This is a genomic window from Bacillus cereus group sp. BfR-BA-01311 (assembly GCF_022664295.1).
GTDB classification, from domain to species: domain Bacteria; phylum Bacillota; class Bacilli; order Bacillales; family Bacillaceae_G; genus Bacillus_A; species Bacillus_A cereus.
This window is the reverse complement of the sequence record NZ_JAKUHC010000001.1, coordinates 660225-678312: the sequence shown is the minus strand read 5'-3', so window position 1 is coordinate 678312 and position 18088 is coordinate 660225. Positions and strand designations below refer to the sequence as shown.

The window sequence follows — 18088 nt, the reverse complement described above, 5'->3', positions numbered from 1 at the left end:
CTTATAAGCAATATTAAAGCTATAAGAAAGGCAATCGTTTGCAATATAGGCTTTATTATTACACTTAAGGGAATACTATGTATAGAGATATTGAAGGGGGGATTTTCTATATGTTTAAAGAAGCCATTTATCATAGGCCGAAAGATAATTATGCATACGCTTACGATGAACAAACAATTCACATCCGAATACGTACTAAGAGAGATGATGTTCAAAGCGCCGATCTTATTTACGGTGATCCTTACGAATGGAAAGACGGGAAATGGATATCAGCAAGTACACCGATGAAAAAAACGGGTTCTACTGCATTATTTGATTATTGGTCCATTGCAATCGAACCAAAATTTAAGCGCTTACGTTATGGGTTTGAATTAAAATCTGAAACAGACACTCTTATTTATACAGAGCGAGGATTCTTTTCTAACATTCCAAATGATGATGTTGGTAACTTTTTTTGTTTTCCATTTATTCATGCAGATGATGTATTCAAAGCACCATCGTGGATTAAAGACACCATTTGGTATCAGATTTTCCCTGAGCGATTCGCTAATGGCGATAGTACGCTGAATCCAGAAAACACCCTTCCTTGGGGAAGTGCGAATCCAACTCCAACTAATTTTTTCGGCGGAGATTTTTCTGGTGTTATTCAAAACCTTGATTACCTTGTTAAGCTTGGCATTTCCGGAATATATTTCACACCTATTTTCAAAGCTCATTCAAACCATAAATATGACACAATTGACTATATGGAAATTGACCCACAATTTGGGACGAAAGAAACTTTTAAAGAGCTCGTTGAAGAATGTCATAAGCACGGTATAAAAGTAATGCTCGATGCTGTGTTTAATCATAGTGGATACTTTTTCGAGAAATTTCAAGACGTACTAGAGAATGGTGAGAAGTCCGCATATAAAGAGTGGTTCCACATTCATGAATTTCCGATTATAACCGAACCACTTCCAAATTATGATACTTTCGCCTTTACACCGTATATGCCTAAATTAAATACAGCTCATCTAGATGTAAAAGAATACTTACTTGAAGTAGGACGTTATTGGGTACGAGAATTCAATATAGATGGCTGGCGCCTTGATGTCGCCAATGAAGTCGATCACAACTTTTGGAGAGAATTCCGAACTGAAATAAAGACACTAAATCCTGAAGTATATATTTTGGGAGAAATTTGGCACGATGCCCTTCCGTGGCTACAAGGCGATCAATTTGATGCTGTCATGAGCTATCCTGTTACAAACGCTCTACTTTCTTACTTTGCTAACGATTCCATTAAAGCAAGTGAATTCATGAAGCAAATTACAGAATCTCTACATTCCTACTCTATGAATGTAAATGAAGCAGCATTTCATTTATTAGATAGCCATGATACTCCAAGAATTTTAACAACATGCAACGGAGATAAAAATAAGTTGAAATTGCTCTATGTATTCCATCTTTCTTTCATCGGCTCTCCTTGTATTTATTACGGAGATGAAATCGGTATGGATGGCGGCATGGACCCTGATTGCCGTAAATGTATGATTTGGGATACTAAAGAACAAGATCATGCATTATTTACCCATATACAAACATTGATTTTATTACGGAAACAACATAAAGCATTTGGAGGACATGGTACTTTTCAATTCATCGAAGCAAATGATGAACATAATTATATTTCTTATACGAAAACATATGAGGATGAAACTATCTTTTTCGTTTTAAACCCTACTAATAGTGAAGTTACAGTTTCACTCCCTCTTCATGTTACTGGTAAGAAAATAATTAACATTTATACAAACGAAGAATTTTCAGCAGAAGCAAGTGTATTACAAGTTACACTTCCTCCATATGGATTCTCCATATTAAAATGGTAATCCAAAAAAGCCTTATGCCAAGTTTGAAGTGGCATAAGGCTTTTTCTTATTTCAATTTGAACACTATCGCTTCATACGGACGTAATGGAATGTTATCTATTGATCCGATTTCTACATCGTAATTGTGTATAAATAACTCTGATTCACTATAACTAATATCCTTAGGCATTTCAAATACACTTTCATCCGCAGTAAAGTTTGCAATGACAAGTAGTTTTTCATCTCCATATGTTCTTACATAAGCAAAAATAGAAGGGTCATTATTTAATATTAAATCATATGATCCATACACAACTATTTCATTATTTTTGCGTAGTTCAATTAATTTCTTATAGTAATAAAAAATTGAACCTTCATCTTGGATTGCTTGTTTCACATTAATCTCTTTATAGTTAGGATTTACAGTAATCCAAGGTTCACCTTTTGTAAATCCAGCGTGATTCTGATCATTCCACTGCATCGGAGTTCTAGCATTATCACGACCCTTTATATAAATAGATTCCATTACTTTTTCTATATCTTCACCATGGTCTATCACTTTTTCTTTATACATATTTAACGTTTCAATATCTCGATATTCATCAATCGACTCAAATCGGACGTTCGTCATTCCGATTTCCTCTCCTTGATAAATATATGGCGTTCCTTTCATCATATGAAGAACTGTCGCTAACATTTTTGCTGATTCAATGCGATACATTCCATCATTACCAAAACGAGATACAACGCGAGGCTGATCATGATTATTCCAATAAAGGCTATTCCATCCGGTATGCTCTAATGCTTTTTGCCACTTTGTTAAATTCTCTTTTAAAGTAAGAAGTGAGCATGGTTTTACATCCCACTTTCCACCTTCTCCTGAATCTAAATCCATATGTTCAAATTGGAATACCATTTGCAATTCTTTTCGTTCTTCTCCAGTATACAATTTCGCTTCTTCTGTCGTTACACCAGGCATTTCACCAACCGTCATAATATCATAATGCGATAATACTTCCTCATTCATTTCATGTAAATATTTATGAATGTTTGGACCGTTCATAAAATGCTTATGACCTGAAACATACCCCTCTTCTTCTGTTTCAACAGCTGGTAATCCCTCTTCTTTAGAAATAAAATTAATAACATCCATACGGAAGCCATCAATTCCTTTTTCTAACCAAAACTTCATCATTTCATAAACATCTTGTCTTACCTTTTCATTATCCCAATTTAAATCTGGCTGTTTTTTAGAAAACAGATGTAAATAATATTCATCTGTCATTTCATCATACTGCCATGCTGATCCACTAAACGCTGCTCCCCAGTTATTCGGCTCTTTTCCTTCTTTTCCAGGGCGCCATATATAGTAATCTCTATATTTATTATCTTTTGATTTACGTGATTCAATAAACCAATTATGTTCATCCGAAGTATGATTAACAACTAAGTCCATCATAAGTTTCATATTACGTTCATGCATTTCATGTAATAGCTCATCCCAATCTTCCATTGTTCCGAACTCGTTCATAATTTTACAATAATCGCTTATATCATAACCATTATCATCATTTGGAGATTCATAGACTGGTGATAACCAAATCACATCAATCCCTAACTCTTTTAAGTAATCTAGCTTTGAAATAATCCCTTGAAGATCTCCTATACCATCACCATTACTATCCATAAAGCTACGAGGATAAATTTGATATACTACACTTTCTTTCCACCATTGTTTTTCCATTATGCTACCCCATTTCATTCATCATTCATTTTTCTCTTTTTTAAGGCGCAAACGTTTTCATTAATGAATGATAACAGATTCTATCTCAATTTAAAATAGCGCTTACAATTTTTATTGTTCTTTTTCTAAGAAAACATATGAAAACCACTAATAAATCTCCAATAAATGAAAACGTTTTATTTTTTTATTTATTTTTTGAATCTATTCGTTTATAATGAATTCAAAGAAAACGTTTGCATAATTATTTCTAGGGGGAAATACCATGGCAGAACTTAAATTAGAAAACATTTATAAAATATATGATAATAACGTAACAGCTGTAACTGATTTTAATTTACACATTCAAGATAAAGAATTTATTGTATTTGTCGGTCCTTCTGGATGCGGAAAATCTACAACATTACGAATGGTAGCTGGACTTGAAGATATTTCAAAAGGCGAGTTTTCAATTGATGGTAAACTAATGAATGATGTTCCTCCAAAAGATCGAGATATCGCTATGGTATTCCAAAACTACGCTCTTTATCCACATATGAGTGTATATGATAATATGGCATTTGGATTAAAACTTCGAAAAATACCAAAAGATGAAATCGATCGTCGTGTGAAAGATGCAGCAAAAATTTTAGGACTTGAACAATATTTAGATAGAAAACCGAAAGCATTATCAGGTGGACAGCGCCAACGTGTTGCGTTAGGTAGAGCAATCGTTCGAGATGCAAAAGTTTTCTTAATGGATGAACCATTATCAAACTTAGATGCTAAACTCCGTGTTGCAATGCGCTCAGAAATTTCTAAGCTACATCATCGCCTTGGAACAACAACAATTTATGTAACACATGACCAAACAGAAGCAATGACTATGGCTTCGCGTCTTGTCGTTATGAAGGATGGAAAGATTCAACAAATTGGAACACCAAAAGAAGTATATGAAACACCAGAAAACATTTTCGTGGGTGGATTTATCGGGTCACCAGCGATGAACTTCTTCCGTGGTAAATTGACTGAAACCGATTTCGTTATAGACAATACTATAAAAATCAAAGTATCTGAAGGAAAAATGAAGATGCTACGTGAACAAGGCTATGTAAATAAGGAAATTGTTTTAGGTATTCGTCCAGAGGACATTCATGATGAACTACTATTTTTAGAAGCTTCACAATCTACTGCCTTCACAACAAAAATTGAAGTCGCTGAGTTATTAGGTGCTGAATCCATTTTATATATGAAACTTGGGAATCAAGATTTTGCGGCACGTGTAGATGCAAGACATACGTTTTCACCTGGTGACCAAATTAAATTAGCATTTGATATGAATAAAGCGCATTTCTTTGATAACCAAACTGAACAACGTATTCGCTAAAAAATTTATCTTTACTATACACATACAAAAAACCGTCCACATATATTGAGGGCGGTTTTCATTATTATACTAGGGCTTCTACTGTATGAAATGATTGTCCTTTCGTGCTAATAATACCGAAAATCGGTAAATCACTAAGCACCACTTCTTCTTGCTGTTTCATAAAAGATGACGTTAATTGTTTTATCTCTATCCAAACGTCATTAATACAAAGTACATTGGAATCGTTCTCTTGTTGGCGAGAAAAAATAGAATCTATTTTATATAAACCAGCATTTTGAAAAAGCATATCAATGCGACTGAATGCATTCAAAGTAATGCTAATAACGCGTTGCCAATCTCCTTGCTTTCCCATATCATAGGATACAAAAAGTGCTTCTCCGCCTAGATTCATAATTTCCTCCACTGTTGCTTGTCCACTCTCTTGATCAATGTCCGTCACAATAACTTTTGCGCCTTGTTTAGCCAACAAAAGAGCTGTATTACGTCCAATACCGATGCCACCGCCAGTTACGATAGCAACTTTTCCTGCAAGCTTCATTTTCATTACCCCTTCTATAAGTCTTACCGTCATTCAGTATACTCCTTTATAAGATTAATCTGCAAGCAAGAAAAATTGCTATTTAATTTGTAAACGTTTACTTTTTATCCTTCTTTTTTCTTATTATTACGCTGATCGAAAACTAGACCGATAAAAATGAGAATACCCCAAAAAATTATGCTACCTCCTGTCATTTTAACTTCCCCCTTATTATATAAAATGAAATTTTACTCAGCCCCAATATGGCGGAATAAAGATATTATTTTTAATCATTATATCATTTTCTTAATTTTCAATCTATTATAAATGGAAATAACACATTTTGGCTTTTCCTTACTGTAAACATTCCCCATATACTTATAAAATCAAAAAGACCCTTTTATATATAAAAAGGTCTTTTTTTCATTATACAAGACTTATTACTTTCGTTTTTGTAATTAAATCCTGAAAACCACAATTATCTTTGCGGAACAACATCATATATACATTACATATTAATGGAATTCCTAATAGCAATACGTTCGGTAATAACACTACAAAAAATCTTATAATTAATGTTTGCAACGTTAGCTTTTCACTCTTCAATGAAATTAATTTTATTCTCGTTACCTTTTTGCCAAGTGTAACACCGTTCCAAATAAAGGGTAATACAATAAAATATATCGCCATTAATATGAAAACTACTGCGAAATCATATCTAAAATCACCTAAGCTTATATTAAAGCGCTTAAACATAGCACTATAGTTTCCGGTCATAATAGCTACTACTGCACCATACATAACCGAGATTAAAAACATGTCAATTAGGGAAGCACCTATGCGATTCATTACAAGCGCTGGACGATGCATCTTTAACTTCATTTTATGTCGACTCCTTCATATCCTTCTTTACCCGTCTCATCGTACCACTTCTAAAAAACATTGTAAACTAGCGTTTCTCTTACTTTTCTTGTACAATTTGTTACAATAGCATTATAAAGGAGGTTCCCATATTGAAAAAATGGATAATCCTATTCGTCGCCTTCCTATTAACTGGTTGTGCAGGAAACACAAGTCACTTAACTTATACGGTTAACGATGAATACGAACTCATACGTACTTCTGGAAATGCATTTGAACTTTTCCCCTCGCAAGATGCTGTATATGCCACACAATACATCCCTGCAAAAATTACAGACATTGCTTGGGATGATAAATACATTATTGCAAAACAAACTGAGGAAAAATCAGATCCAAATAACCCTGACGCAGCAATTGCAAATAAAAAAAGTGAACATTATTGGATTATTGATGTAAAGCACAATAAACGTTTCGGTCCCTACAATGAAAAGCAATTTAATGAACAAAAAGATGCGTTTAAAATTAAGGTGCCTTTTCAAAATGTAGATTCATACATAAAAGAAATAAAAAAACAGTCAGCATAATATTTGTATGCTGACTGTTTTGTCTTACATTATTTTAGTGAGATGTTAAACGTTTGTGGCTCTTTTACAACATCTTGTGTTTCTGAATCTCCTGCAAGTAAATCATCAGTTGTAAACTGAATATCCTTTACCTTGTCTTTTCCATCGTCAAGTATTAAACCAATAATACCATCTCTTATTTCACCAGGCTTATAGTCTTCTCTTGATACATTTTTTGTACCAACTAACGTATCTTCGTCATATAAAAAGTTTTGAGTGGCTACTTTAAAATGTTGCTTACCATTAATCATAACATCATTCATAGAGAAAAATTGCATATTTTTATTTCCGCTATTCTCCACTTTATATGTAATCTCAACGTAACGAATTGTATTACTAATCTCTGTTCCACTTAGCGATGCATATAATTCTGCATCTTCTTGGCTTACTTTATCCCCTAATCTACGTTTTACTTCTTCAGGAGTTAGTGCCGTGTATACTTTCAATGTATTTTTTGCCTTTTCACTCATTTGTGATAAAGAGATTACTTTCACATCTTGTACGTGAATTTTCATTGGCGCTACTTCAAATGTTTGATTCACAGAATGCATCTGCTCTAACTTGAAAGTACCCCATCCTGTTTCTTTCACTTTTTGTCCTACTTTTTTCAGCTCACGCCCACCATATTCTTTCGTTTCAGGAATAGATTCTTTCTTCTTCGGTTCAGCTTTCTTTTCTTCTTGATGGAAGCAACCACTTAACATAAGAAGAAAACTACATAAAACAAAAATACTTTTCCATGCTTTCATCATTTCATTTCTCCTAACGCTATCATTCATGAATATAAAATTAGTCCCTTGCTTTGTAAACTATAGAAACAATGACAATTCCACAAAATGAACTTGTCAGTCCAGATACTATTATACCTCCAATTTGGAAAATATGAAAATAGGGATCTAGGAACGCATGCACGATAAATATAAAAGCTGTCACAATGATTATCGAAACCCAATACTTTCTTTTTTCTAAAGCTACAATCATATCTTTCCCTGTTTCATCTTTATACTTCCATAGTACGTATAATAGCAATAATAAGCCAACACATGTACTCCCATGTTGCATATATTTATACAATGGAATACTGCGTAATTCAATTTGTAACAATGCTATTTTCATAACGAAATAGCCTGTATTATGAGTAAATGCATCCCAAACGACATGCGTGAGCATACCGAATAATGCAGAATAGCAAAATACAAAGAATTCTTTCCAGGTATGTAGCCCCCACCTCTCATCTATTGCATATGAATAATAACCAGCAAACGGTTTAGGCAAATGCGTTATAAACGGCTTTTTTAAAATGTAATGATATATGTATGCGATTAGAAATACAAGCGGTAAATTTAAATATAAGAACCCAAGCCATGTATGGCCAATAACACCATAGGGTCTAAAGTGCAAAAAATATTCAAAGTCAGGCGCCATACTACCTAATATAAGAGCCGTTACTGAAATATGTTTAGAGTGCTTTTTCGCAAAAGGAAGAACTGCTGCTGGATGTGCAAATGTAAACGGCATACTTTAACTCCTTCTCACATTTTCAATAGAATACCATATATCATAACGAGAGAATGGATCTTCATGCAATATTTATTTTCACATTGGAATATGATAGTTTAAATGATATAATCCACATAAAATATTCAGAAAACAAGAAGGGATTCAGGTGTCATTAACACTTGTATTTGCTGCCTTTTTAAATTCAAAATCCGTTATGAATTGAGGTTTATATATTGATTGACGTACCCTTTTTACAAAATGTCACATTAAAAAAAGAAAATATCCCTAGTTTTTCCGCATATCCTTACTGCTTACCCGCTATTCGAACATTACAATCACTAGCTTTCCATCCAAATGTAACATTCATTATTGGAGAAAACGGAACAGGTAAATCAACATTACTTGAAGGAATTGCAATTGCGTTAGGTTTTAATGCAGAAGGTGGAACGAAGAACTTCCGCTTTAGCACAAACGATTCCCATTCATCTTTACATGAATACCTTCGAATTTCAAAAAGTTTCAATACACCAAACGACGGTTTCTTTCTTCGCGCTGAATCATTTTATAACGTTGCTTCTTATATTGATGAAATAGATGCTGATAGAGAAGCACGTGGGAATCCGGTTATCAACTCTTATGGTGGTATCTCACTACACAAACAATCACACGGTGAATCATTCTTCTCATTATTTATGAACCGTTTTTCAGGACAAGGTTTATACATTTTAGATGAGCCTGAGGCAGCTTTATCACCAATGAGACAACTTTCCATGCTCATTCGAATGCACGAACTAGCTGAACAAGGTTCACAATTTGTTATCGCGACGCATTCTCCTATTTTAATGGCTTATCCTGAATCCACTATATATTCTTTAACACAAGAGGGAATTCACGAATCCACATTAGAAGAAACTGAGCATTACCAAACGACGAAACTTTTCTTTGAAAATCGCGATCGATTATTCCATCATCTATTTGAGGCGTAAAAAAAGAAGCAGCAATAGCTGCTTCTTTTTTATAATGCTTCTATAAATAAGGCAACCCCGATACCGCCACCGACGCATAAAGAGGCAATTCCTTTTTCTAACCCACGTCTTTTTAATTCGTGAATTAAACTTACTATAATACGAGCCCCTGTACAACCAATTGGATGCCCAAGTCCTACGCCACTACCGTTTACGTTCACTTTTTCACGGTCTAAGCCTAACTCTTTCTCTACAGCTAAATATTGAGCCGCGAAAGCTTCATTAATTTCAAGTAAATCTGCATCTTCCAATGACCAATCTACTTTTTCTAAACCTTTACGAATTGCTGGTGCTGGTCCAATACCCATAATTTTCGGGTCTACTCCAGCTACTGAATATCCAACAATTCTAGCTAACGGTTGTAAGCCTTTTTCTTTTGCTTTTTCTTCGCTCATTAATACTAGAACTGCACTTCCGTCATTCAGGCCAGATGCATTACCTGCAGTTACAGACCCATCTTTACGGAATGCTGGTTTTAACCCTGCTAATTTTTCCGCTGTAATATCTGCACGTGGATGCTCATCCTTCGAAAATATAACTTCTTTTCTACGCTCTTTTATTGTAATAGGAACAATTTGATCGTCAAAGTATCCAGACTCGATTGCCTTCAGTGCCAATGTATGACTGCGAAGAGCAACTTCATCTTGTTCCTCTCTTGTAATTTCATATTGTTCAACTAAATTTTCCGCTGTTTCACCCATCATAATATGGTGAATCGGATCTTCTAACACTTCCCACACCGTATCACGAATTTCTCCGTGCTGTAGACGTTGTCCCCAGCGGTGCTGTTTCAATGCATAAGGGCTCGAACTCATCGCTTCTACCCCACCTGCAACAACAACATCACTTACACCTAATTGGATTTGCATTGCAGCTGACATAATTGCTTGCATACCTGAAGAACATTGACGTTGGATTGTATATCCCGTAACTGTATCAGGAAATCCTGCCGCTAATGCAGCTGTTCTCGCTGTATTTGCTTCATCAGTTCTTTGAATACAATGACCTAAAATTACTTCATCAACTTCATGTGGTTCTACCCCGCCTCGTTTTACAGCTTCCTGAAGTACAGGAACAGCTAATTCTACTGGCGTTACATTTTTTAGCGCTCCTCCAAAAGTTCCAATTGGCGAACGAACTGCAGCTGTAATAACAACATTATGCATTTTGCACTTGCCCCTCTCTTATGTACCCTAGTCAGTTTTTAGGTGAAATTCCATAAGATGTATATCTATAACTATCATACTATAAACATACTAAAAAATCAAAATATTTAATATAATAAAAATAGAAGGAATTAACCTTCTATTCTGTCAGCGCATATAAAAACTTTTGTAAAATTTTCTCTGTCGTTTCATTCAATTTTGGCAACTTATCTACTGGAAAATATTGAAGTTTTAACCCTTCATGATCGAGCTTTAATTCCCCGCTCACATGATGTGCCTGATACAGATGAATAACATTGAAAATTTCATCGCCATTCGGATAACGGAAATATACTTCTTTTCCTGATAGAACACCAAGAAATTGCATTATTTTTGCAGTTAACCCCGTTTCCTCAAATAACTCTCTACGTGCAGTTTCTTCTGTCGTTTCGCCCAGTTCCATCGCCCCACCAGGTACACCCCAATCATATGTATCTGAACGATATTGAAGCAATACTTCTTGATTATCGTTTAATATAATAATTGCTGATCCTACGAGAATAAGCGGCCTTGTACCAACGACTTTTCGTAACTCTTCAATATACCCCATATGTAAATTCCCCTTTCCCTAACCTCCCTTATCATAACAAAATTTTGCTCTTTTTGTTCATGTAATTTTAAAGAAAAAAAGAAGCTTTCGCCTCCTTTTTTTCACCTTTATTTCTTAAAACTTTCATATTTTACAGCTTCAAAAGCTTCCTCAATTTCATCATTACGATAATGGACATATGTAAAACGCCCCAATTCTACTAATCTTGCTATTTCCTGTAACGCTTTATGCTGCTCATATGTTTCTTTCAGCTTAATATGTACATAAAACTTCATTAACGGATGTTCATATAAAGGTTCTCCCACCTCTACATATACATCTTCCACCCCTTGTACAACTCTTACATAACTTGCAAATTGATAAAGAGCTTCTCTGTCTGAAACGATTTTTAATGTATACATATATTCTCCCCCTTTTCTTTACTATATCAAAAAGATGATCACACTACGTTATAGAACTATGAAATTTTTTCGACTTGTCATCTATATATTCAATAAAGAAGGCGTTTATCCATACATGACATCTTTTCCCCACATATATTATAGGAAGAACTTTTTTTCAGTTGAGGTGTTCCTTATGGATCCATACGTCAATATATGTATTTGTATTACTCCCGGCGCCGATATTTCTGATGACCGCATCGCAAAAGATTTAGCTGTTGCAGAATCAATTTGGCACCCCATTACATTTCAAATTCAAGAAGTAATTGTATTAAATGAACTTTTCCGTTTTTTTGACCGTGAAATCAGTTATAAAAATTCTATTCAAAGTCAAGAAAAGCTGGCATCCTTTTTCCAAACATGTGTAAATGAAGCTCCTGAATGCGACCTTTATATTTGTTATATTGGCAGTGATTATTTCAAAGAAACAGCAGTAATTGCCTGCGCTTACTCTTTAGCAAAACAGCAACAACTTACCGGATATATCGTTTTAACAAACTCGGCTGCTCCTATGAAAAATATATATACGCTTGCTCACGAAATCGGTCATATTTTATTTACAAGACGTGTTCACGGAAAACTTACTCACGCAGATCCTCATTCCCCAACTGGCTCGGAGCACCATCCTTCTCCAACCAATCTTATGTATCCGATAGTCCCGCGCCCTGAAAATGTTCCTATTCAGTCTCTATTGACGAACGAACAAAAAACACTCTCTTTACAAAGCTCTTTATTGCAAAGAAAAAAACAGTAACCCTCATGTTACTGTTTAAAACAACTTGTTCCAATCAACAAACAAAATTCCGGCTGCTAGAAATAAAAATAGACAACTAAATGTAAATGTAATCCCTCTAAAAATCCCTATATAATATTTCTTTGGAAATAATTTTTGGTATATCCAGAGCAGCCCTTTTCCAATAAAACCGAAGAACAAAACATATCCAGATGTATAATCTATTACAGTATTAAAATAGCCAACATGTATCCTTTTTATAAAAGAGGTATAGTTAGGTTAACCTTAGAAAACTACTACTCAATTTACCTATAAATAATACTGTCTCTCTTTTTATTCTTATACTTTCCTTTTTTCTAATTTTATATGAATTTTCAAAAGCATGTAAATAACAATGAAAAGAATTATTTGTTGTACATACATTCCAATAATACTTGGTACATCTATCATTACAAATACATATTCTAATACAATTGGAACCAGTAAATATGACAGAGTAAACCAACCACCAAATTTAATATTTGTACCAGCCGCTAAAAGAACTACTATACCAACAAGAATGAAGCTTTCTGTACTAGTAAATTTAATAAAAGTTGTACCATAAAAATTATTTAATAATGCAATACTGAAAACTAATAAAAACCACATTGCACCACTTATATACATAATTAAAAATTCAGTTCTTTTCCGCTTAAATGAGGCTGTTCTCATGCCCCATATTAATACACTAATTCCTACAAAAATCATAATCGGATAGCCAATTAATTCAATTAAAGAATAAGACAAACGATGGTCGACTTCACTAAAAAATACACTCTTCATCATCGTGAATGCTAATAAATTTATAATGAAATAAAGCAATAATTTATAATTCCCTTTTTTATCAACTTCCATCTCTTTGGCAAGTTGATTTGCATACTCTTTTGGAGCATGTCCGAATATATCATTTACACTCTTCCCTCTCTTTTCTCCTTCTATTAAATGAACTTCCCCATCTTCTATAAAGGAAATAATATCAGCTTCTCTAATGCCCTTTGTTCGTAAATACCCTTGGGTATCATCTAAAAATTTTTGCCCTTCATTTGATAGCATTTTATCACTCCCTTATTTAACCATTTCTCTTCTATTCGCCTTCATCATAATTTCAACAAAAATTAAAATAAATAAACTTCCGTATAAACATATAATTTGAAATAACATTGGAACAAGGTCTTCCGTTGTAAATGTTTTAAACACTAACATAATTGAAAGTGGAATGATTAAATATAAGTTTTTAAACCATCCTTCAAAATATATATTTATAGCTACTGTGATGATAAAAATCCCACCAGCCACTATATAACTTTGCACTTCGGTGAATGTGAGCATTTTTGTCGGATATATCACGTCTAATATCGTAACAGCTCCTAATAAAAACATTGGAGCGATCATAACTAAAGACCACATAGAAAACCATGTTTTTGTAAAACTTGTGACGAAGGCCATTTTGCGAAGTAGAAAATTAGGACCTATAACAACTAAAATCAATGAAAAACTATAACCGATACACTGAATAAGTGAAATCTGTAACATTCCATGATTCACTATTAAGATAGAAGCAATAATCCAAAACGATACGATATTCATTACTGTAAAACCAATTTGCTTCCACGTTTCCTGTCTATCTCTTTCCATTACTTTGACAAGTTCATTTGCATATTCTTTCGGTGAGCTTCCGAAAATATCTTCTACACTTTTCCCATCACTCTCACCCTCAATTAAATGGAGTTCCGCATCTTCTATAAAATTTTCAATATCGCTTTCTTTCACACTCTTTGCCGTCAAAAATAATCTCATATCTAACAAAAACTTTCGCGCTTCACTTGATAGCATTATTTTCTCCTTCCCTTCCCTTCAAGTAGACGTTCTACACTACTTTGCATCGTTTCCCAGCGATCCATAAATTCATCAAGTGCTTCCTCGCCTTTTTCTGTTAATGTATAATATTTTCTCTTTGGACCAGATGGAGATTCCTTCATTACGCTTGTTATTAGTCCTTCTTTTTGCATTCGTATTAATAACGGATAAATACTTCCCTCACTCGCCATTGTAAAACCATACTTTGCTAGCTTCTCACTCATTTCATAACCGTATATTTCGCCTTCAGAAATAATAGCAAGTAAGCATCCTTCTAAAATCCCTTTCAGCATTTGACTTGTCGACATAATTCAAATCCTCCTACTATCTTGCTTTACAAGATAGATAAGCGTAAGTATCTTGCTTTACAAAATAGTATAGCAAAGACTATTTTGCAAAACAAGATAGCTAACGATATTTTTCCAAATGTTTGCAGGAATTTCATTATAGCTTCTCTAAATAGAGCACTATGAAAACTTTATTATGAAGGGATGTTTTTCATCATGGTTACAAATCGAGTTGTCTTTTTAACAGGTGCTGCAAGTGGTATTGGTTATGAAATGGGAAAGGCTTTTGCAAAAGAAGGTGCAAAAGTTGTGATTACCGATCGGCTTGAAGAACGTGCAAAAGAAGCTGCTGAACAATTACAAAATGAAGGTTTTCAAGCTATCGGTTTAAAATGTGACGTTACATCTGAAGAGGAAATTACAGCAGCAATTTCTCAAACAGTTGATCATTTCGGTTCATTACATATATTAATTAACAACGCAGGAATGCAACACGTTTCACCCATTGAAGACTTTCCAACTGAAAAGTTCGAGCTACTAATTCAAATTATGCAAATTGCTCCGTTTATTGCAATTAAGCATGCCTTTCCGATTATGAAACAACAAAAATATGGTCGTATTATTAATGTCGCTTCTATTAACGGCCTTGTCGGGTTTGCTGGAAAAGCTGCCTACAATAGTGCAAAACATGGCGTAATTGGATTAACAAAAGTTGCCGCTTTAGAAGGTGCTACGCATGGTATTACTGTTAATGCCCTTTGCCCTGGTTATGTTGATACCCCCCTTGTACGTAATCAACTACAAGACTTAGCTACTACACGAAATGTACCACTTGAAAATGTTTTAGAAGATGTTATTTATCCACTCGTTCCACAAAAGCGCTTATTACAAGTACAAGAAATTGCAGATTATGCGATGTTTTTAGCGAGTGAAAAAGCTAAAGGTATAACTGGTCAAGCTGTCGTTATCGATGGTGGTTATACCGCTCAATAAAAATAAAGTTTGCTCAAGAAGAGCAAACTTTATTTTTTATCCCGAGGATCTTCGTACTTTAGTAATTGCCGCGGGAGCTTCTCAATTGCAACAATTACCCCCTCTAATTTACTTTCAATACGGTGGAGTAAATATAATGTTACAACAATCGGAAACCCTACATTACCTATCATCTTGATCCACTCTTCCACCCTCTTCCCCTCCTTTCATTATATAAGTAAGAGAAAACACTGCATTTAGGCATAAAAAAACAAGCTATTATGTATTAGCTTGTTTTTCAAATAATGATGCAATTTCTCGTTTATAGTCCCCGCGTATAATACCTTTCTCAGTAATAATTCCTGTAATTAATTCATTCGGCGTTATGTCAAATGCTGGATTATAAACATCCGTTCCAATTGGTGCTACTTGTTTTCCAAAGATTTTCGTAACTTCTGTTTCATCTCTTTCTTCAATAATAATTTCGGCTCCAGTTTCTTTCGTAACATCAAATGTTGACAGTGGCGCAGCAACGTAAAATGGGATATTAAAGTACTTTGCTAAAATAGCTAAATTCATTGTCCCTATTTTATTGGCTGTATCTCCATTTGCGACAATTCGATCCGCCCCCACAATAATTGCGTTTATTTCTTTCGTTTGAATAGCATGAGCTGCAGTATTATCTGTTATAAGGGTCACATCAATATTTGCTTGCTTCAATTCCCACGTCGTTAAGCGACCACCTTGTAAAACTGGTCTCGTTTCACACGCATATGCATGTAAACGCACACCTTTCTCTTTTCCAATATAAAAGGGAGCTAATGCAGTTCCATATCTGGCAGTTGCGATACTTCCAGCGTTACAGATTGTTAAAATATTATCGCCATCTTTAAAACATGTTAACGCATATTCCCCAATATTTCGACACACCTCTTCATCTTCCTGTTGAATGCGAAGCGCTTCTTCTTCTAATATTTTTTGTGCTTCTTTTATTGTAGTAATCTCTCGAATAGATTCTCTCATACGATCAATTGCCCAAAATAAATTTACTGCCGTTGGGCGTGATGTCCCTAAATAGTTACAGTCTCTATTAAACTTCTTTTGAAATTCTTCGATATGTAAAGTATTATATTTTTTCGCTGCAAGCGCCAAGCCAAATGCAGCTACAATTCCAATTGCAGGCGCTCCGCGTACTTCTAACATTATGATACTTTTCCAAACCTCTTCAATAGTCGTTAATGTTTTGTATTCTGTGCTATGTGGCAATTTCGTTTGATTTAATACCGCAATTGCATCCCCTTTCCAACTTACAGATCTCGGAACAGTAACGATTGTACTCATGCTTTTACACCCCTTGAAACTGTCTGTTGAAATAATGTTCGAAACAGTTGAATATCAGCACTTTTAGATTCATATTTTATTAGTTCTTTTCCTAAGGATAGCGCTTGTTTCTTAGCTTGAATTCTTGTTTCTTTATTTTCTATTTCATCTAAATCTGCTACATGAGCTAAACCAATTGTTCTACGAATTAGTTCACATCCGGCAAATCCAACAGCATCAGTAAAGATATTTTGCAAAATAATTGGTAACCATTGTTTTTCTTTCGTATATGCTTCTACACCTTCTCCAATCCATAACTTTGTAAAAGTCTCTACAAAATAACTCCACGTCTTTTCTATATGGAAAAATAGTACACTTCTCTTTTCTTCTTCTCTAGATAACGCATTTAATAATAGATTTGCAATAAATTGACCTATGTCAAACCCAAATGGGCCATATGCCGCAAATTCTGGATCAATCACTTTCGTTTCAGAAGGTGACGAAAAAATACTACCAGTATGTAAATCACCATGAATAAGAGTTTCTTTTCTTGTTAAGAACTTATATTTATATTGTGCTACTTTTAGTTTTAAAGTTTTATCACTCCAAAGTTCATCAACCACGAGCTGTAAATCTCGCTCATAATCATTTGTATCATAATGTCCAAACGGATCTGTAAACACTAAATCCTCTGTAATTTTACAAAGGTCCGGATTTACAAAGGTACCTTCTAGTACCCTTTTCTCTTTTGACTGTAAACCAAAATCTGAAGTGTAAAATAAAACATGTGCTAGAAAACGACCAATATGCTGGGATAAAAGCGGATATTCTTCTCCGTCTATTAATCCTTTTCTTGTAATTGTTAGTCTTGATAAGTCTTCTATTACCGTTATCGCTAACTCTTCGTCATGACTGTACACTACTGGAACATAATCCGGTACATACTGCGCAAAAATTTGTAATGCCTTGCTTTCAATCGTTGCTCTTTTTATAGACAATGGCCAGCTTTCACCAACTACTTTCGCATAAGGCAGTGCTTGTTTTATTATAATGGATTTCTCTCCATCATCTAATTTAAACACGTAATTTAAGTTTCCATCTCCAATTTCATGACAAATGACATTTGCCTTCTCTTCAAAATAGCCATGATCTTTCGCATATTGTACAGCTGTTATTTCTGTTAATAAATAATATCCCAT

22 protein-coding genes are annotated in these 18088 nt (G+C 34.3%); 6 read left to right on the top strand and 16 right to left on the bottom strand.

Translation table 11 applies throughout. The features are described from left to right. The first annotated feature begins 110 nt into the window (after positions 1-110). Complete coding sequence (locus MR136_RS03695; RefSeq protein ID WP_061457682.1) at positions 111-1871, top strand: alpha-glycosidase; 1761 nt, start codon at positions 111-113, stop codon at positions 1869-1871. Between the two features lie 46 nt (positions 1872-1917). On the opposite strand, the gene malL is transcribed toward MR136_RS03695, so the two are convergent. Next, positions 1918-3594 carry an oligo-1,6-glucosidase gene (malL, locus tag MR136_RS03690; RefSeq protein WP_000415177.1) on the bottom strand — a complete coding sequence of 559 codons (1677 nt, stop codon included), beginning with the start codon at positions 3592-3594 and terminating at the stop codon, positions 1918-1920. Positions 3595-3856: 262 nt separating this feature from the next. Between malL and MR136_RS03685 the strand changes: the two genes are divergently transcribed. Beyond that, positions 3857-4957, top strand: a complete 1101-nt coding sequence (locus MR136_RS03685) for an ABC transporter ATP-binding protein (RefSeq protein ID WP_000818931.1) — start codon at positions 3857-3859, stop codon at positions 4955-4957. 64 nt (positions 4958-5021) lie between these two features. Here the strand turns inward: MR136_RS03685 and MR136_RS03680 are convergent, their stop codons facing one another. The 3 genes from MR136_RS03680 to MR136_RS03670 all read right to left on the bottom strand — a co-directional run bounded on the left by MR136_RS03680 (position 5022) and on the right by MR136_RS03670 (position 6359). Beyond that, positions 5022-5531, bottom strand: coding sequence for an SDR family NAD(P)-dependent oxidoreductase (locus MR136_RS03680; RefSeq protein WP_000218410.1), 510 nt, complete (start codon positions 5529-5531; stop codon positions 5022-5024). A gap of 71 nt (positions 5532-5602) precedes the next feature. Then, complete coding sequence (locus tag MR136_RS03675) at positions 5603-5692, bottom strand: hypothetical protein (RefSeq protein WP_000145636.1); 90 nt, start codon at positions 5690-5692, stop codon at positions 5603-5605. Between the two features lie 211 nt (positions 5693-5903). Beyond that, positions 5904-6359 (bottom strand): RDD family protein, encoded by a 456-nt coding sequence (locus MR136_RS03670; protein WP_000769081.1) that lies wholly within the window; start codon positions 6357-6359, stop codon positions 5904-5906. Positions 6360-6490: 131 nt separating this feature from the next. Between MR136_RS03670 and MR136_RS03665 the strand changes: the two genes are divergently transcribed. Beyond that, positions 6491-6922, top strand: a complete 432-nt coding sequence (locus MR136_RS03665; RefSeq protein ID WP_000758789.1) for a DUF3997 domain-containing protein — start codon at positions 6491-6493, stop codon at positions 6920-6922. A gap of 29 nt (positions 6923-6951) precedes the next feature. Here MR136_RS03665 and MR136_RS03660 read toward each other — a convergent pair whose 3' ends face one another. Beyond that, complete coding sequence (locus tag MR136_RS03660) at positions 6952-7713, bottom strand: hypothetical protein (protein WP_000973899.1); 762 nt, start codon at positions 7711-7713, stop codon at positions 6952-6954. Between the two features lie 37 nt (positions 7714-7750). After that, positions 7751-8479 carry a DUF4184 family protein gene (locus MR136_RS03655; protein ID WP_001116855.1) on the bottom strand — a complete coding sequence of 243 codons (729 nt, stop codon included), beginning with the start codon at positions 8477-8479 and terminating at the stop codon, positions 7751-7753. Positions 8480-8694: 215 nt separating this feature from the next. On the opposite strand from MR136_RS03655, the gene MR136_RS03650 reads away from it, so the two are divergent. Then, positions 8695-9447, top strand: a complete 753-nt coding sequence (locus MR136_RS03650; RefSeq protein WP_000567997.1) for an AAA family ATPase — start codon at positions 8695-8697, stop codon at positions 9445-9447. Positions 9448-9476: 29 nt separating this feature from the next. On the opposite strand, the gene MR136_RS03645 is transcribed toward MR136_RS03650, so the two are convergent. From MR136_RS03645 to MR136_RS03635, 3 genes are all read right to left on the bottom strand, one after another. Next, positions 9477-10652 carry an acetyl-CoA C-acetyltransferase gene (locus MR136_RS03645; protein ID WP_017673603.1) on the bottom strand — a complete coding sequence of 392 codons (1176 nt, stop codon included), beginning with the start codon at positions 10650-10652 and terminating at the stop codon, positions 9477-9479. 139 nt (positions 10653-10791) lie between these two features. After that, positions 10792-11241 (bottom strand): NUDIX hydrolase, encoded by a 450-nt coding sequence (locus tag MR136_RS03640; RefSeq protein ID WP_000540529.1) that lies wholly within the window; start codon positions 11239-11241, stop codon positions 10792-10794. A 107-nt stretch (positions 11242-11348) separates the two neighbouring features. Further along, on the bottom strand, positions 11349-11642 hold the full coding sequence (locus MR136_RS03635; protein ID WP_000288330.1) for a DUF3928 family protein: 294 nt from the start codon (positions 11640-11642) through the stop codon (positions 11349-11351). Between the two features lie 175 nt (positions 11643-11817). Here MR136_RS03635 and MR136_RS03630 point away from each other — a divergent pair, with 175 nt between their 5' ends. Beyond that, positions 11818-12435: an ImmA/IrrE family metallo-endopeptidase gene (locus MR136_RS03630; RefSeq protein WP_000371608.1), complete on the top strand. Its 618-nt coding sequence runs from the start codon at positions 11818-11820 to the stop codon at positions 12433-12435. 15 nt (positions 12436-12450) lie between these two features. Here MR136_RS03630 and MR136_RS03625 read toward each other — a convergent pair whose 3' ends face one another. The 4 genes from MR136_RS03625 to MR136_RS03610 form a co-directional block, all read right to left on the bottom strand. Beyond that, positions 12451-12675: a DNA-binding protein gene (locus MR136_RS03625; RefSeq protein WP_370658437.1), complete on the bottom strand. Its 225-nt coding sequence runs from the start codon at positions 12673-12675 to the stop codon at positions 12451-12453. Positions 12676-12753: 78 nt separating this feature from the next. Next, positions 12754-13506, bottom strand: a complete 753-nt coding sequence (locus tag MR136_RS03620; RefSeq protein WP_061457684.1) for a DUF1129 domain-containing protein — start codon at positions 13504-13506, stop codon at positions 12754-12756. Positions 13507-13518: 12 nt separating this feature from the next. After that, positions 13519-14286, bottom strand: a complete 768-nt coding sequence (locus MR136_RS03615; RefSeq protein WP_000952886.1) for a DUF1129 domain-containing protein — start codon at positions 14284-14286, stop codon at positions 13519-13521. Next, positions 14286-14618 carry a PadR family transcriptional regulator gene (locus MR136_RS03610; protein ID WP_000107982.1) on the bottom strand — a complete coding sequence of 111 codons (333 nt, stop codon included), beginning with the start codon at positions 14616-14618 and terminating at the stop codon, positions 14286-14288. Before MR136_RS03610 ends, MR136_RS03615 begins: the two co-directional genes overlap by 1 nt. A gap of 195 nt (positions 14619-14813) precedes the next feature. Here MR136_RS03610 and MR136_RS03605 point away from each other — a divergent pair, with 195 nt between their 5' ends. Then, positions 14814-15590 (top strand): 3-hydroxybutyrate dehydrogenase, encoded by a 777-nt coding sequence (locus MR136_RS03605; protein ID WP_000258428.1) that lies wholly within the window; start codon positions 14814-14816, stop codon positions 15588-15590. A 29-nt stretch (positions 15591-15619) separates the two neighbouring features. Here MR136_RS03605 and MR136_RS03600 read toward each other — a convergent pair whose 3' ends face one another. The 3 genes from MR136_RS03600 to mtnK form a co-directional block, all read right to left on the bottom strand. After that, on the bottom strand, positions 15620-15781 hold the full coding sequence (locus tag MR136_RS03600) for a YvrJ family protein (protein ID WP_000393336.1): 162 nt from the start codon (positions 15779-15781) through the stop codon (positions 15620-15622). Positions 15782-15848: 67 nt separating this feature from the next. Next, positions 15849-16910: an S-methyl-5-thioribose-1-phosphate isomerase gene (gene mtnA, locus MR136_RS03595; protein ID WP_000104604.1), complete on the bottom strand. Its 1062-nt coding sequence runs from the start codon at positions 16908-16910 to the stop codon at positions 15849-15851. Continuing rightward, on the bottom strand, positions 16907-18088 hold the full coding sequence (gene mtnK, locus MR136_RS03590) for an S-methyl-5-thioribose kinase (RefSeq protein WP_017673602.1): 1182 nt from the start codon (positions 18086-18088) through the stop codon (positions 16907-16909). The genes mtnA and mtnK overlap by 4 nt, the downstream gene beginning before the upstream one ends.

Coding starts and splice junctions, on each gene's coding strand:
- MR136_RS03620 (WP_061457684.1), bottom strand. CDS start 13,506: ATGCTATCAAATGAAGGGCAAAAATTTTTAGATGATACCCAAGGGTAT.
- MR136_RS03655 (WP_001116855.1), bottom strand. CDS start 8,479: ATGCCGTTTACATTTGCACATCCAGCAGCAGTTCTTCCTTTTGCGAAA.
- MR136_RS03680 (WP_000218410.1), bottom strand. CDS start 5,531: ATGACGGTAAGACTTATAGAAGGGGTAATGAAAATGAAGCTTGCAGGA.
- MR136_RS03615 (WP_000952886.1), bottom strand. CDS start 14,286: ATGCTATCAAGTGAAGCGCGAAAGTTTTTGTTAGATATGAGATTATTT.
- MR136_RS03675 (WP_000145636.1), bottom strand. CDS start 5,692: ATGACAGGAGGTAGCATAATTTTTTGGGGTATTCTCATTTTTATCGGT.
- MR136_RS03605 (WP_000258428.1), top strand. CDS start 14,814: ATGGTTACAAATCGAGTTGTCTTTTTAACAGGTGCTGCAAGTGGTATT.
- MR136_RS03610 (WP_000107982.1), bottom strand. CDS start 14,618: ATGTCGACAAGTCAAATGCTGAAAGGGATTTTAGAAGGATGCTTACTT.
- MR136_RS03695 (WP_061457682.1), top strand. CDS start 111: ATGTTTAAAGAAGCCATTTATCATAGGCCGAAAGATAATTATGCATAC.
- malL (WP_000415177.1), bottom strand. CDS start 3,594: ATGGAAAAACAATGGTGGAAAGAAAGTGTAGTATATCAAATTTATCCT.
- MR136_RS03630 (WP_000371608.1), top strand. CDS start 11,818: ATGGATCCATACGTCAATATATGTATTTGTATTACTCCCGGCGCCGAT.
- MR136_RS03670 (WP_000769081.1), bottom strand. CDS start 6,359: ATGAAGTTAAAGATGCATCGTCCAGCGCTTGTAATGAATCGCATAGGT.
- mtnA (WP_000104604.1), bottom strand. CDS start 16,910: ATGAGTACAATCGTTACTGTTCCGAGATCTGTAAGTTGGAAAGGGGAT.
- MR136_RS03635 (WP_000288330.1), bottom strand. CDS start 11,642: ATGTATACATTAAAAATCGTTTCAGACAGAGAAGCTCTTTATCAATTT.
- MR136_RS03660 (WP_000973899.1), bottom strand. CDS start 7,713: ATGATGAAAGCATGGAAAAGTATTTTTGTTTTATGTAGTTTTCTTCTT.
- MR136_RS03645 (WP_017673603.1), bottom strand. CDS start 10,652: ATGCATAATGTTGTTATTACAGCTGCAGTTCGTTCGCCAATTGGAACT.
- MR136_RS03685 (WP_000818931.1), top strand. CDS start 3,857: ATGGCAGAACTTAAATTAGAAAACATTTATAAAATATATGATAATAAC.
- MR136_RS03640 (WP_000540529.1), bottom strand. CDS start 11,241: ATGGGGTATATTGAAGAGTTACGAAAAGTCGTTGGTACAAGGCCGCTT.
- mtnK (WP_017673602.1), bottom strand. CDS start 18,088: ATGGGATATTATTTATTAACAGAAATAACAGCTGTACAATATGCGAAA.